The organism is Stagnihabitans sp. (assembly GCF_964946895.1).
On the sequence record NZ_CBBQHX010000009.1, the window covers coordinates 1 to 12,428 of the forward strand.

Genomic DNA, 12,428 nt, shown 5'->3' on the forward strand with positions numbered 1-12,428 from the left:
GTCAAACGTGTGATCGACTACAACGTGAAGGTTCGCGTGAAGGCGGACGGGTCCGGTGTCGATCTGGCGAACGTGAAGATGTCGATGAACCCCTTCGACGAGATCGCCGTCGAGGAAGCTATCCGCTTGAAAGAAAAGGGGATTGCGACGGAAGTGATCGTCGTCTCCATCGGCGTGAAGCAGTCTCAGGAAACGCTGCGCACCGCCCTGGCGATGGGGGCCGACCGCGCCATCCTGATCGAGGCGACCGCTGACGTCCAAACCGACATCGAGCCCTTGGCCGTTGCCAAACTGCTGGCCGCAGTTGTGGCTGCCGAAGGCCCGGGTCTGGTGCTGTGCGGCAAGCAAGCCATTGATAACGATATGAATGCCACCGGCCAGATGCTCTCGGCCCTTCTGGGTTGGGCGCAAGGCACCTTCATTTCTGAACTGGCGATTGCCGATGGCAAGGCCACGGTGACGCGCGAAGTGGATGGCGGCCTGCAAACCCTTGCCGTCAGCCTGCCGGCGGTTCTGACCGTCGACCTGCGCCTGAACGAGCCGCGCTACGCCTCGCTGCCCAACATCATGAAAGCAAAGGCAAAACCACTGGCCGCCAAGACCCCGGCGGACTACGGCGTTGACGTCTCCCCGCGCCTGACCGTGCTGAAAACGGTGGAGCCGGTTGGTCGCAAGGCCGGTGTCAAGGTCGGCTCGGTGGCCGAACTGATCACCAAACTCAAAGACGAAGCGGGGGTTCTGTGATGGCCGTTCTTCTGATTGCTGACGTGAACGAAGGCCATCTGGCCACCGATCAGGTCGCCAAGGCGCTGGCCGCCGTGGCAGGCCTGGGCGAGGTGCATGTGCTGGTGGCCGGTCAAGGCGGTGACACCGCTGCGGCAGAGGCCGCCACGCTTGCGGGCGTCTCCAAGGTCCTCTTCGCCGATGACCACGCCTATTGCCACGGCCTGGCCGAAGCCACCGCAGCGCTGGTGGTTGGGCTTGCGGGCGGCTACAGCCATATCTGTGGTGCCGCCACCGCGGCCAACAAGAACATCCTGCCCCGCGTCGCCGCCCTGCTGGACGTGATGGTGCTCTCCGACGTCACCGCCGTGATCGACGCCGAGACCTTCGAACGCCCGATCTACGCCGGCAACGCCGTGCAGACCGTCAAGTCCTCGGACGGCAAAAAGGTCTTCTCGATCCGCACCGCAGGCTTCACCGCCGTGGGCACCGGCAACGCCGCGTCGGTTGAGAAAATCGGCGGCCCCGGCGCCAACGCGCTGTCGGCTTGGGTCGAAGACCGCGTCGCCACCTCTGACCGCCCCGAACTGACCTCGGCCGGGATCGTCGTCTCCGGCGGTCGTGGCGTCGGCTCCAAGGAAAGCTTTGACCTGATCGAAAAGCTGGCCGACAAGCTGAACGGTGCCGTCGGCGCCAGCCGTGCCGCCGTTGACAGCGGCTACGCCCCGAACGACTGGCAAGTCGGCCAGACAGGCAAGGTCGTGGCCCCGAACCTCTATGTCGCTGTGGGGATTTCTGGCGCAATTCAACACCTTGCCGGCATGAAGGACTCCAAGGTCATCGTCGCCATCAACAAGGACGAAGAGGCCCCGATCTTCCAGGTCGCCGATTACGGCCTTGTCGCGGACCTGTTCTCCGCTGTCCCCGAGCTGATCGAAAAGCTGTAAGACAGGCAATCTGTCGATCTTCAAAGGGCGGCCCACACGGGCCGCCCTTTTCATTTGCCCCCTTCCCTCAGGTTTGGCATAAGCCCCCAAACCGAAGGAGAGCCTGATGACCTTCCGCGCCCGCCACCTGCTTGGGATCGAGCAGCTTTCTCCGCAGGAAATTGTCGAAGTCCTTGATCTGGCTGACCGTTATGTCGACCTGAACCGCCGGACCGTGAAGTCGGCGGATGTGTTGGGGGGCATGACGCAGATCAACATGTTCTTTGAAAACTCCACCCGCACCCAAGCCAGCTTCGAACTGGCAGGCAAGCGGCTGGGGGCGGATGTGATGAACATGTCGGTCGCGCAATCCTCGGTCAAGAAGGGTGAGACGCTGATCGACACCGCCTTGACCCTGAACGCCATGCGCCCCGACCTGCTGGTGGTGCGGCATCCCTCTTCCGGGGCGGTCAATCTGCTGGCTTCCAAGGTCAACTGCGCCGTCCTGAACGCAGGCGACGGGCGGCACGAACACCCGACACAGGCCCTGCTGGATGCCCTGACGATCCGCCGCGCCAAGGGCCGCATCCAGCGCCTGACCGTGGCGATCTGCGGCGACATCGCCCATTCGCGCGTCGCCCGCAGCAACCTGATTCTGCTGGGTAAAATGGAAAACCGCCTGCGCCTGATCGCCCCGCCGACCCTGATGCCCCCCGGCGTGCAGGACTTCGGGTGTGAGCTTTATGACGACATGAAGAAGGGCCTCGAAGGCGCCGATGTGGTGATGATGCTGCGCCTGCAAAAGGAACGGATGGACGGCGGCTTCATCCCCTCGGAACGCGAATACTACCACCGCTACGGTCTGGACGCCGAGAAGCTGTCCTACGCCAAACCCGACGCCATCGTGATGCACCCCGGCCCGATGAACCGCGGGGTCGAGATCGACGGCGAGATCGCCGACGACATCAACCGCTCGGTCATTCAAGAGCAAGTCGAGATGGGCGTCGCCGTCCGCATGGCCTGCATGGACCTTCTGGCGCGGAACCTGCGGGCAGAGCGGGGACGCGCAGCGGTCGGGGTGATGGTGTGAAAAAGCCGATGTCTGACGCGAGGATCGGTGGCATGGTCGCGACCGTGGCTTTGCTGGTGATCTTCGTGATCACCGGGCTGTTTGTGTGGTGGGGGAGTTGAGAAAATGACTTCGTTGAAGCAACTCCACCAGGATTATGGGCAAGCCTATCATGCGTTTCAGAAGAATTTGGACCCGAGCCTTCGGTTGCCAAACCTCTCAAACAGCTACCTAATCTTTCCGATCGGCGTTTCGGGAACCCATTTTGCAGCGGGCCTTCTCGTGAAAGATCAGAGGCTTCAGTTCTATCTTCTGTTGCAAGGCAAGCACTGTGAAACCTGGTTTAAGGCGCTCCTAAACGACAAGACGGAGATAGAAAGTGTGCTCGAGGAAAAACCGGTTTGGTCGCCTCGCAAGAAGTCAATTCGCACAAGAGTCACTATGTATTTGACGGTGAATGATTTCGACGACCGCAACGATTGGCAGCGGCAGCACAACTGGATCTTCCAACAATCGACTCGCTTTAAAGAGGCCTTCTGCCAGCGATTGCACGATCTGAAAGGCACCCTATGACCCTCCACCTCACCAATGCCCGCCTGATCGACCCTGAGGCGGGGACGGACTCCATAGGCTCCCTGACCGTGCAGGATGGGGTGATCGTGGGGCGTGGGCCTGCGCCGAAGGGGGCGGAGGTGCTTGATTGCGCGGGCATGTGTCTGGCCCCCGGCATCGTCGATTGGGGAGTCAAGATTGGCGAACCCGGCGAGCGGCACAAGGAGTCGTTCCGCTCGGCTGGCCTTGCGGCGGCGGCGGGCGGTGTGACGACGATCATCGCCCGGCCCGACACCCAGCCCGCGATTGATACGCCCGAGACGCTGGAGTTTGTGACCCGCCGGGCGGCGGAATCGGTGGTGCGGATCCGGCACATGGCGGCCCTGACCAAGCACCGCGACGGCGCTGAGATGACCGAGATCGGCTTCCTTCTGGATGCCGGGGCGGTTGCCTTTACCGATGTGTTCAAAGTCTCCACCAATACCAAGGCCTTGGCGCGGGCCTTCACCTATGCCCGCAGTCTGGGCGCTTTGGTTGTGGGCCATCCGCAGGAGCCGGAGTTGTCGGCGGGGGCGGCGGCGACGAACTCGAAGTTCGCCTCCCTGCGCGGCCTGCCCGGCGTGCATCCGATGGCAGAGCGGCTGGGGCTGGACCGTGACCTTGGCCTGATTGAGATGACCGGGGTGCGTTATCACGCCGACCAGATCACCACGGCGGGGGCTTTGCCCTCGGTCGTCCGCGCCAAAGAGCGGGGCCTGGATGTGACAGCGGGGGTGTCGATCCACCACCTGACGCTGAATGACTTTGACGTGGGCGACTACCGGACCTTCTTCAAGCTGACGCCGCCGTTGCGCAGTGAAGATGACCGCGTTGCCATGGTGCAGGCTGTGGCCGAGGGGATCATTGACGTGGTCGCCTCTTTCCACACCCCGGCGGATGAGGAATCCAAGCGGCTGCCCTTCGAAGAGGCGGCCAGCGGTGCGGTGGGCTTGCAAACGCTGCTGCCGGCCGCCATGCGTCTGGTGCATTCGGGCGACATGGATTTGCCCACGCTGTGGCGCGCCATTTCGCTGAACCCGGCCAACCGTCTGGGCCTGCCGCAGGGACGGCTGTCTGATGGTGCGCCGGCCGATCTGGTCCTGTTCGACCCCGATGCGCCCTTCCTGCTCGATCGGTCCAAGCTTCTGTCCAAGTCGAAGAACACGCCCTTTGACCTGATGCGGATGGAGGGTAAAGTGCTGGCCACCTGGGTGGCGGGCGTTCAGGTGTTCAAGGTCTGATCCATGCCGAATATTGAAACGTCTCCGATGCTTCTGGTGCTGGTTGCAGTGGCAGCCTACCTTTTGGGCTCGGTTCCCTTCGGCATCGTGATCACGCAGGCCCTGGGTCTGGGCGATCTGCGCAAGATCGGCTCTGGCAACATCGGCGCGACCAATGTTCTGCGGACCGGCAACAAGGGGGCGGCCCTGGCGACCTTGCTTCTGGACGCGGGCAAGGGCGGCATCGCGGTGGTGCTGGCACGGCTGGTCGCCGGAGAGGACGCGGCGCAACTGGCGGCTTTGTGCAGCTTCATGGGCCATCTGTTCCCGGTCTGGCTGGGCTTCAAGGGCGGCAAGGGGGTCGCGACCTTTCTGGGCACGATGCTGGTGCTGGACTGGCGCGTGGGGGCTGCGGCCTGCGCCACCTGGGCGGTCACGGCAGCACTGTCGCGGATTTCGTCGCTGTCGGCCCTTGTGGCGGCGGCACTGTCCACCCTGTGGCTGCTGGTCTTCCACGATGGCCAGCTTCTGCTGCTGACCGTGGCGCTGACGATCCTGATCTACTGGAAACACTGGCCCAACCTGGAGCGGATCAAGGCCGGGACGGAACCGAAGATCGGGCAGAAGAAAGCGTAATCTGCCCGACCCGGCGCGACAGGACTACTTGTTGGCCAACTTTTCGACCATCTCGGCGGTCTTCTTGGTGTTCTGGTAGACGCCAAGCCCAAGGAACATCGCGCCGCCGATCAAAACCAGATACAGCGACCCGCCCACCAGAATGGCGATGAACTGCAGGAATGCGCCCTGAAACAGCGCAACAATACTGGCACCCAACACGGCCACCCCAGCGACCACGATGATCACCGAAATCAACCGTTCAAACCACATTATGAAGAAATCGCGCATTTGCCTTATTCCCTTCCACCTTGTTGCGGCGGGCTCAAACGGAGAGGTTCCGGTCAAATGATCCGCCGGACCGCGAGTCTGCGGCAGAACCCTGATTTCGTCAAGAAATCGCGGCCTAAAGGCTCGCCGCTTCGTAGATCGGGGTAAGCGTCTTGCCCCAAACGCCGTTGTAAAGATCAAGCCAGCGGTCGGCTTGCGTCTTTTCGGTGTTCAGGCTGTGGACAAGCGGGGCAAGCAGACGCTGTTCGTCAAGCCCCCGGGCCGCAAGACCGGCATGCGACAGGCCAAGGGCTGCGCGGGCAAGGTCCAGCAGCTTGACGCCATTCGCCTCGCCCTGCAGGGCCGAGACCGAGGCGGCAACCCGCAGACCCTCGCGGGTTTCGGCGTCAAAGCCCTTCACAAGATCCCATGCGGCATCAAGGGCCGCGTCGTCATACATCAACCCGACCCAGAAGGCGGGCAGGGCATTGACATGGGCCTGATCGCCACAATCGGCGCCCCGCATCTCGATGAATTTCTTGACGCGCGCTTCGGGGAAGACCGTCGTCATATGGTCGGCCCAATCCGAAAGCGTCGGCTTTTCGCCCGGCAAGGCAGGCAGCTGGCCCTTCAGGAAATCGCGGAAGGATTGGCCCAAGGCGTTGATATACTTGCCGTTGCGGTAGACAAAATACATCGGCACATCCAGAACCCAATCGACATAGGCCTGAAACCCGAAATCCCCTTCGAAGGCAAAGGGCAGCATGCCGGTGCGGGAATTGTCCAGGCCGCGCCAGATGCGCGAACGCCACGACTTGTGACCGTTCAGCGTGCCGTCAAAGAAGGGCGAGGAGGCGAACAGGGCGGTGGCCACCGGTTGCAACGCCAACGCCACGCGCAGTTTCTTCACCATGTCCGCCTCTGACGCGTAGTCGAGGTTCACCTGCACGGTGCAGGTGCGGTACATCATCTGTGTGCCATGGGTGCCGACGCGGCCCATGTAATCGGTCATCAGGCGATAGCGGCCCTTCGGCATGACCGGCATGTCGGGCCCGCTCCACTCCGGGGCGGCACCGATGCCCATGAAACCGATGCCAAGCGGGTCGGCGATGGAACGAACCTCATCCAGATGGTTCTGCAACTCCGCCGCGGTTTCGTGCAGGGTACTGACCATGCCGCCCGAGAGTTCGAACTGCCCACCCGGTTCCAGCGAGATATTGGCCCCATCGCGGGTCAGACCGATGACATTCTCGCCCTCGCGCAGCGGGGTCCAGCCGTAGCGCGCCTCCAGCCCAGCAAACAGCGCGGAAATCGAGCGCTCTCCGGCATAGGGCAAGGGGGCGTGGCTGTCCTTCAGGAAACCGAACTTTTCATGCTCGGTCCCGATGCGCCATTCGGATTTGGGCTTGTTGCCAGACGCCATGAGTTCGGCCAGCTGGTCGAAGCTTTCGATGGTCCCGCCACCGGATTGAGGAATCGACATGAGAGCAGGACCTTTCGCGTCAGGCACATTCAGCAGGCCAAGAGGTGTCGCGGCCAGCGGGGCAAGTCAAGGGTGTGGGGGGCAGGATCGGCATCGCATCAAGAAACGTCATGGAATGACATGTCATGGTCGGGCCAGTCTGGAACCACTTTGTTTCCGCCATATGACACGGGTTTCGGCGGCAAGCGAGAGGTTGCCTTCCGTGGCAGGGGATGGTTGCAAGGCGGCCACAAGATTGGCGGTATCCATCCCGGGCAGGTTGGCGAAGGCGTCAAACAACCGCTCCGCCCCCGAGGCATCGACCGGGATCAGCAGCGCCTGCCCGTCGGCCTGCTTCAGCCGCCACATCCGCTTGCCGCGCAGAACCAGCAGACGGATCTCGACCAATTCGTCCAGCGACAGAAAACCGCCGATTTCGGGGGCAAGATAGCCCACCTGCGCCTCGTCCAGTTCGACAAGGCCCGGGGCCGCGACGTTTTGCACGAAGCGGGCCTTGCGCAGGGCGGTGATCGTCAGGGCAAGCCCGACAGCCCCGATGCAAGCGCCAAGCGGAACCAGGACAAAACCCCCCAGCACCACCAGCCACGCGCCCACCAGCACAATGACCCCAGCCGCCAGCGCCTCGCGGTAGCGGTGCAGCAGGGCCCGCACCTCGGGGCGGATCGCCCAGCGGTCGGGTGGGCTGGTCACAGCCAATCCCCCAGCGTGGTTTGCCAGATCGTCAGGGCCGCCACCGCCGCCGTGTCGGCCCGCAGGATGCGCGGGCCAAGGCTGATCGGGGTCACGAAGGGCAGGGCCCGCAGCTTGGTGCGCTCTTCGGGCGAAAAGCCACCCTCGGGGCCGATCAGGATCGCCCATGGTCCCGGTTGCACGCCCCCGGGGGCGGCCTGCATCAGCGCGGCACGGCCCTGAAGCCCTTCATCCGCCCACAGGATGCGGCGGTCCGGGCGCCAGCCCGCCAGCAGCTTGTCGAAGGTGATCAGATCCTCGACCGGGGGCACATAGGTGGCCTCGCACTGCTCCGCCGCCTCGATAGCATGGGCGCGCAGCTTGTCCTCGCGCAGCTTTTCGTTGGTAAAGCGGGTCTGCACCGGCAGAATGCGTGCGGCCCCCAGTTCCACCGCCTTTTCCACGATGAAATCGGTGCGGGCCTTCTTGATCGGCGCAAACAGCAGCCACAGGTCGGGCGGGGCGATCAGCGGGGCCGATGGCGCGGTGCAGCGCAGGATGCCGGCCCGCTTGCCCGCATGCTCCACCACCGCCAGCCACTCGCCATCCACGCCATTGAACAGCTTGACGCGGGCCCCCACCACAAGGCGCATGACGTTGAACAGGTAATTTGCCTGTCCCTCGCCCAAGGCCACGGGTTGCCCCGCCGCCAGCGCCTGATCTACATAGAGCCTGATCTTTGCCTCTGTCATGAGCGTGAACCTATGTCCGAGACGTCCAGATTGCCAGAGGGGCAAACCGTTGCCGATGCACCCAAAGGCAATTGGGTGGATCTTTATGCCCCCACCGCAACGCGCCCCTATCTGCGCCTGTCCCGGGCTGACCGGCCGATCGGCACCTGGCTTTTGCTGATCCCGTGCTTTTGGGGCATCGCGCTGGCCGCGGCGGAAACCGGGTTCCGCCCTTGGGATATCTGGTTGGCGCTGTCCTGCGGCATCGGCGCTTTCCTGATGCGCGGGGCAGGATGCACTTGGAATGACATCACCGACCGAAAGATCGACGCGGCGGTGGCACGAACCAGAAGCCGGCCGCTGCCCTCGGGCGCGGTGACGGTGAAAGGGGCGCTGGTCTGGATGGTGGTGCAGGCATTGCTCGCCGCCGTCATCCTGTTCACCTACAACTGGCTGACCGTGGCACTGGGCGTCGCCTCGCTGGCGCTGGTCGCGATCTATCCCTTTGCCAAGCGGTTCACCTGGTGGCCGCAGGTGTTTTTGGGGCTGGCCTTCAACTGGGGGGCCATTCTGGCCTTTGCGGCACATGGTGGGACGGTCGATGTCGCCTCGGTCGCGCTTTATGCGGCGGGGATCGTCTGGACCCTGTACTACGACACGATCTATGCCCATCAGGACAAAGAGGACGACGCCCTGATCGGCGTCAAATCCACCGCCCGCCTTTTTGGCACCCACAGCCGGACCTGGCTTTGGGGCTTCATCGCTGCAACCGTGGTTCTGCTGACCGTCGCGGTCGGGCTGGCCTTGCAGGGCGGGGCGAATCTGCCCGCGCTTGGCCTGTCGCTTCTGGGCATCTGGGCCTTCGGTTGGCACATGACCCTGCAGATGCGCCGCCTGCAGATCGACGATCCGGCCTCATGCCTGCGGGCGTTTCGCGCCAACCGGGACGCGGGGCTGTTGGTTGCGCTGTTTCTTGCCGTGGCGGCGGCTGTTTGATTGAAGGGCGACGCTCAAGTGTCTAAGCATCGCGCCTTGAGATAGGAGCCTGCCTTTGGTTGACTTGCCTGCCCCAGAAGAGTCTCCACCCCCCCCGGTTCCGGCGAAGCCACCGATGTCGGCGGGGCTTCTGGCAGCAGTGGCATTCGTCGCGGCGACCGGGTTGGCCTTGCTGTCGGGGTGGGGTCTGGCGCAACTGGTGGAAAGCCGCACGGCAGAGGTCATCAAGACCATGATGCTGACCTCGGGCTACGACTGGGCGCATGTCGACACCGATGGCCTGATTGTCGCCCTGTCGGGCACCGCCCCCACCGAAGCGCAGCGCTTTGCCGCCGTCAACGTGGCCAGCAGCGTGGTGGACCCCTCGCGCCTGCGCGACAATTTCGAGGTCCTGCCGTCCACCGTCGTCGCCCCGCCGCATTTCTCGGTCGAGATGTTGCGCAACGATGACGGGGTGCAGCTGATCGGCCTTCTGCCGGAGGGCGATGACCGGGGTGCCCTGACCGATGCGGCCGTGGCGCTCAAGGCCGCAGCCGCCCCGATGGATATGCTGGAGACGGCGAATTATCAGGCGCCGGAAGGCTGGAAAGATGCACTGGCCTTTGGCGTCACGGCGCTGAAACTTCTGCCGCGCTCCAAGATCTCGGTCGCGGCAGAGGGCGTCACCATCATTGCCATTGCCAGCTCTGATGTCGAAAAGCGCCAGTTCGAGGCGGCTTTGACGCAAGCGGCCCCGAAGGGACTGAAGGTTTCGGTCACCATCTCGGCGCCACGGCCCGTGCTGACCCCCTTCACCCTGCGCTTTGTGATCGACGCCCGCGGGGCCCGGTTTGATGCCTGCTCGGCCGACACCGAACAGGCACGCAGCGCCATTCTGGCCGCCGCGCAGGCCGCTGGCGCCAAGGGGGACCTGTCTTGCACCATCGGCATGGGTGTCCCCAGCCCCCACTGGGCCGAGGCGACGATTGACGCGATCAAGGCGCTCAAGGACCTTGGCGCGGGCACCGTCACCTTCTCGGACGCCGACATTACCCTTCTGGCCGGCGACAGCGTGGCGCAGGCCACGTTCGACCGCAGCGTGGGTGAGTTGCGCGCAGCCCTGCCCGATGTCTTTTCGCTGGATGCGAAGATGCCGGACAAGGCGCTGGTGGCAGCAGGCCCGGTAGAATTCACCGCAGCGCTGGACGCCAAGACCCACCGGGCCGAGTTGCGCGGGCGGCTGGGCGATGACCGCATGCAGGCCGCTGTTGCCAGCTTCGCCAAGGCGCGCTTCGGCGTGGACAAGGTCTATGTCGCCACCCTTCTGGACCCCACCGTGCCGGATGGCTGGACCGAGCGGGTTCTGGCGGGCCTGCAGGCCTTGGCGTCACTGGACAGTGGCAAGGTTCTGGTGCGGCCCGATACGGTGGAAGTCTCTGGTGTCTCTGGCCTGAAGACCGCCTCGGACACGATCTCGCAGGTGCTGTCCGAACGGCTGGGACAGGGCAAGACCTTCAAGGTGGATGTCACATATGACAAGGCGCTGGACCCGATGGCAGGCCTGCCCACGCCGCAGGAATGCCTGGAGCGGGTGCAAGCCGTGCAAACCGCGCAAAAGCTGACCTTCGACCCCGGCTCTGCCGAACTTGACGCGGCCTCGGGCGCCGTGATGGACAAGCTGGCGGTAGCCTTGAAGAACTGCGGGGCCATCAAGCTGGAAATCGGCGGCCACACCGATGCGCAAGGCTCTGCGCAAGGCAACCTCGCCCTCAGCCAGGCCCGGGCCGAAGCGGTGATGGTGGCGTTGCAGGGGCGTCAGATTGACGTGTCCGGCATGCGCGCCAAAGGCTATGGTGAGGGCGTGCCGATTGCCGACAATGGCACCGATACAGGGCGGGAACAAAACCGCCGGATCGTCTTCAGCCTGATCGACCAGCCCGCGGGCGAGGCCGGTGCACAGGGCCTTGCCGCCCTGCTGCCACCGATCAACACAGACCCTGCGGCGACCCAGGCCCCGGCCCCGCAATCGGGCCTGCCGCTGAGCTTTCCCCCCACCTCCGAAACCGCCGCCGACGGCACGCCCCTGGCCCCTGACAAGCCAACCGTGCGGCCAAAGGGTCGCCCGGCGAACTGAAGTCTTGCTGCCCCCCGTGATACGATCATACAGGCTGACGCCATGAACCGCTTGCAACTAACCATCGCCACCGCCGTGATCCTGCTTCTGGCTTTCGCCCTGGGCTGGTTCGCCCATTGGCTCTTGCACCGCTTCACCCGCGTCGCAGGCGGCGACGTCGCCGAGATGGACCGGCTCGCCCAGGCCCTGCACGAGGCCGAAGAAGCGCGCGATCAGGCGATCCTGTATCTGGAACAGCGCGAGGCGGAACTGATGGGCCAGATCGCCCAGTCCGAGGCTGAACTGAAAGCCACGATGGAAGGCCTGCGCGACGCCCGCACCGAGACCGAGGACATGCGCAGCTATATCGAACGGATGCACGCCAAAAGCTGACGGGCTTGATTGGGCCTGCGCGCGCGGCTAGGTTGGCCACATCGCATTTATCCGGAGATTGCCATGACCTGTCGCCTTGCGCTGTGCTCGCTTGCTGTCATTTCCCTCTGTGCCACACCACTCTTCGCGGACGCCGTATCAGATGCGCTTCAGGCTGCGCTGACGGCGTACAACGCCGGGGATCTGGCCAAGACCTCTGAACAGATGACACTGGCGAACCAAAGCCTTGGCGCACAGCAAAGTGCCTTGCTGACCGCCCTGCTGCCAGCCGCCCCGAACGGCTACACCCGCGAAGACACTGCCGATTTCACCAAAAGCTTCGGGATCGTCGGCGGCGGCTCGGGGGCAGAGGCAACCTATACTTCGGCCGATGGCAGCGTCAGCTTCAAATTGTCCTTCGTGGCCGACAACCCCATGGTCGCCTCGATGGGGGCGATGCTTGGGAATGCGCAGATGATGGCGATGATGGGCAAGGTGGTGAAGGTAGGCGATCAGGCGCTGCTCAGCCAGGACAACGCAATCTCTACGCTGGTCAACGCACGGGTGCTGTTTCAGGCGCAGGGTGCCACCGAGGACCTGATGCTGCCGCTGGTGCAGACGATCGACTTTGCCAAGGTCGGTGTGTTCGACAAGAAATAGCGCAAACGACG

The 12,428-nt window shown here is 64.0% G+C and carries 14 protein-coding genes; 10 read left to right on the forward strand and 4 right to left on the reverse strand.

All coding sequences use genetic code 11. The features are described 5' to 3' along the window. The 6 genes from AC1Y2B_RS07670 to plsY form a co-directional block, all read left to right on the forward strand. On the forward strand, positions 1–744 hold a 744-nt coding region (locus tag AC1Y2B_RS07670; protein ID WP_482252484.1), incomplete at its 5' end, for an electron transfer flavoprotein subunit beta/FixA family protein. Next, on the forward strand, positions 744–1,670 hold the full coding sequence (locus AC1Y2B_RS07675; RefSeq protein ID WP_482252485.1) for an FAD-binding protein: 927 nt from the start codon (positions 744–746) through the stop codon (positions 1,668–1,670). The genes AC1Y2B_RS07670 and AC1Y2B_RS07675, both read left to right, overlap by 1 nt. 106 nt (positions 1,671–1,776) lie before the next feature. Beyond that, positions 1,777–2,739 (forward strand): aspartate carbamoyltransferase catalytic subunit, encoded by a 963-nt coding sequence (locus AC1Y2B_RS07680; protein WP_482252486.1) that lies wholly within the window; start codon positions 1,777–1,779, stop codon positions 2,737–2,739. A 105-nt stretch (positions 2,740–2,844) separates the two neighbouring features. Beyond that, entirely contained in the window at positions 2,845–3,291 is a 447-nt protein-coding gene (locus AC1Y2B_RS07685) for a DUF4268 domain-containing protein (RefSeq protein WP_482252487.1), read from the forward strand. Beyond that, the gene (pyrC, locus tag AC1Y2B_RS07690; RefSeq protein WP_482252488.1) at positions 3,288–4,550 is read left to right on the forward strand and encodes a dihydroorotase; all 1,263 of its coding nucleotides are present in this window, start codon (positions 3,288–3,290) and stop codon (positions 4,548–4,550) included. The genes AC1Y2B_RS07685 and pyrC overlap by 4 nt, the downstream gene beginning before the upstream one ends. A 3-nt stretch (positions 4,551–4,553) precedes the next feature. After that, on the forward strand, positions 4,554–5,165 hold the full coding sequence (plsY, locus tag AC1Y2B_RS07695) for a glycerol-3-phosphate 1-O-acyltransferase PlsY (RefSeq protein WP_482252489.1): 612 nt from the start codon (positions 4,554–4,556) through the stop codon (positions 5,163–5,165). A gap of 24 nt (positions 5,166–5,189) precedes the next feature. On the opposite strand, the gene AC1Y2B_RS07700 is transcribed toward plsY, so the two are convergent. The 4 genes from AC1Y2B_RS07700 to AC1Y2B_RS07715 all read right to left on the reverse strand — a co-directional run bounded on the left by AC1Y2B_RS07700 (position 5,190) and on the right by AC1Y2B_RS07715 (position 8,318). Then, positions 5,190–5,435, reverse strand: coding sequence for a hypothetical protein (locus tag AC1Y2B_RS07700; RefSeq protein WP_482252490.1), 246 nt, complete (start codon positions 5,433–5,435; stop codon positions 5,190–5,192). A gap of 115 nt (positions 5,436–5,550) precedes the next feature. Further along, on the reverse strand, positions 5,551–6,897 hold the full coding sequence (locus AC1Y2B_RS07705) for a glutamate--cysteine ligase (protein WP_482252491.1): 1,347 nt from the start codon (positions 6,895–6,897) through the stop codon (positions 5,551–5,553). Positions 6,898–7,020: 123 nt separating this feature from the next. After that, on the reverse strand, positions 7,021–7,587 hold the full coding sequence (locus AC1Y2B_RS07710) for a hypothetical protein (RefSeq protein WP_482252492.1): 567 nt from the start codon (positions 7,585–7,587) through the stop codon (positions 7,021–7,023). Beyond that, positions 7,584–8,318 carry a 16S rRNA (uracil(1498)-N(3))-methyltransferase gene (locus AC1Y2B_RS07715; RefSeq protein ID WP_482252493.1) on the reverse strand — a complete coding sequence of 245 codons (735 nt, stop codon included), beginning with the start codon at positions 8,316–8,318 and terminating at the stop codon, positions 7,584–7,586. The genes AC1Y2B_RS07710 and AC1Y2B_RS07715 overlap by 4 nt, the downstream gene beginning before the upstream one ends. 12 nt (positions 8,319–8,330) lie before the next feature. Here AC1Y2B_RS07715 and ubiA point away from each other — a divergent pair, with 12 nt between their 5' ends. The 4 genes from ubiA to AC1Y2B_RS07735 all read left to right on the forward strand — a co-directional run bounded on the left by ubiA (position 8,331) and on the right by AC1Y2B_RS07735 (position 12,417). Beyond that, positions 8,331–9,293: a 4-hydroxybenzoate octaprenyltransferase gene (gene ubiA, locus AC1Y2B_RS07720; protein ID WP_482252494.1), complete on the forward strand. Its 963-nt coding sequence runs from the start codon at positions 8,331–8,333 to the stop codon at positions 9,291–9,293. Between the two features lie 115 nt (positions 9,294–9,408). Further along, positions 9,409–11,406 carry an OmpA family protein gene (locus tag AC1Y2B_RS07725; RefSeq protein WP_482252495.1) on the forward strand — a complete coding sequence of 666 codons (1,998 nt, stop codon included), beginning with the start codon at positions 9,409–9,411 and terminating at the stop codon, positions 11,404–11,406. Positions 11,407–11,448: 42 nt separating this feature from the next. Beyond that, entirely contained in the window at positions 11,449–11,778 is a 330-nt protein-coding gene (locus AC1Y2B_RS07730; protein ID WP_482252496.1) for a hypothetical protein, read from the forward strand. Between the two features lie 63 nt (positions 11,779–11,841). Continuing rightward, positions 11,842–12,417 (forward strand): hypothetical protein, encoded by a 576-nt coding sequence (locus AC1Y2B_RS07735; RefSeq protein ID WP_482252497.1) that lies wholly within the window; start codon positions 11,842–11,844, stop codon positions 12,415–12,417. The last annotated feature ends 11 nt before the right edge of the window (positions 12,418–12,428 follow it).

Bases quoted from the DNA above. Each gene is read 5' to 3' on its own strand.
- AC1Y2B_RS07700 (WP_482252490.1), bottom strand. From the start codon at position 5,435: ATGCGCGATTTCTTCATAATGTGGTTTGAACGGTTGATTTCGGTGATC.
- AC1Y2B_RS07735 (WP_482252497.1), top strand. From the start codon at position 11,842: ATGACCTGTCGCCTTGCGCTGTGCTCGCTTGCTGTCATTTCCCTCTGT.
- AC1Y2B_RS07705 (WP_482252491.1), bottom strand. From the start codon at position 6,897: ATGTCGATTCCTCAATCCGGTGGCGGGACCATCGAAAGCTTCGACCAG.
- ubiA (WP_482252494.1), top strand. From the start codon at position 8,331: ATGTCCGAGACGTCCAGATTGCCAGAGGGGCAAACCGTTGCCGATGCA.
- AC1Y2B_RS07715 (WP_482252493.1), bottom strand. From the start codon at position 8,318: ATGACAGAGGCAAAGATCAGGCTCTATGTAGATCAGGCGCTGGCGGCG.
- AC1Y2B_RS07675 (WP_482252485.1), top strand. From the start codon at position 744: ATGGCCGTTCTTCTGATTGCTGACGTGAACGAAGGCCATCTGGCCACC.
- AC1Y2B_RS07730 (WP_482252496.1), top strand. From the start codon at position 11,449: ATGAACCGCTTGCAACTAACCATCGCCACCGCCGTGATCCTGCTTCTG.
- AC1Y2B_RS07680 (WP_482252486.1), top strand. From the start codon at position 1,777: ATGACCTTCCGCGCCCGCCACCTGCTTGGGATCGAGCAGCTTTCTCCG.
- AC1Y2B_RS07685 (WP_482252487.1), top strand. From the start codon at position 2,845: ATGACTTCGTTGAAGCAACTCCACCAGGATTATGGGCAAGCCTATCAT.
- AC1Y2B_RS07725 (WP_482252495.1), top strand. From the start codon at position 9,409: ATGTCGGCGGGGCTTCTGGCAGCAGTGGCATTCGTCGCGGCGACCGGG.
- plsY (WP_482252489.1), top strand. From the start codon at position 4,554: ATGCCGAATATTGAAACGTCTCCGATGCTTCTGGTGCTGGTTGCAGTG.
- pyrC (WP_482252488.1), top strand. From the start codon at position 3,288: ATGACCCTCCACCTCACCAATGCCCGCCTGATCGACCCTGAGGCGGGG.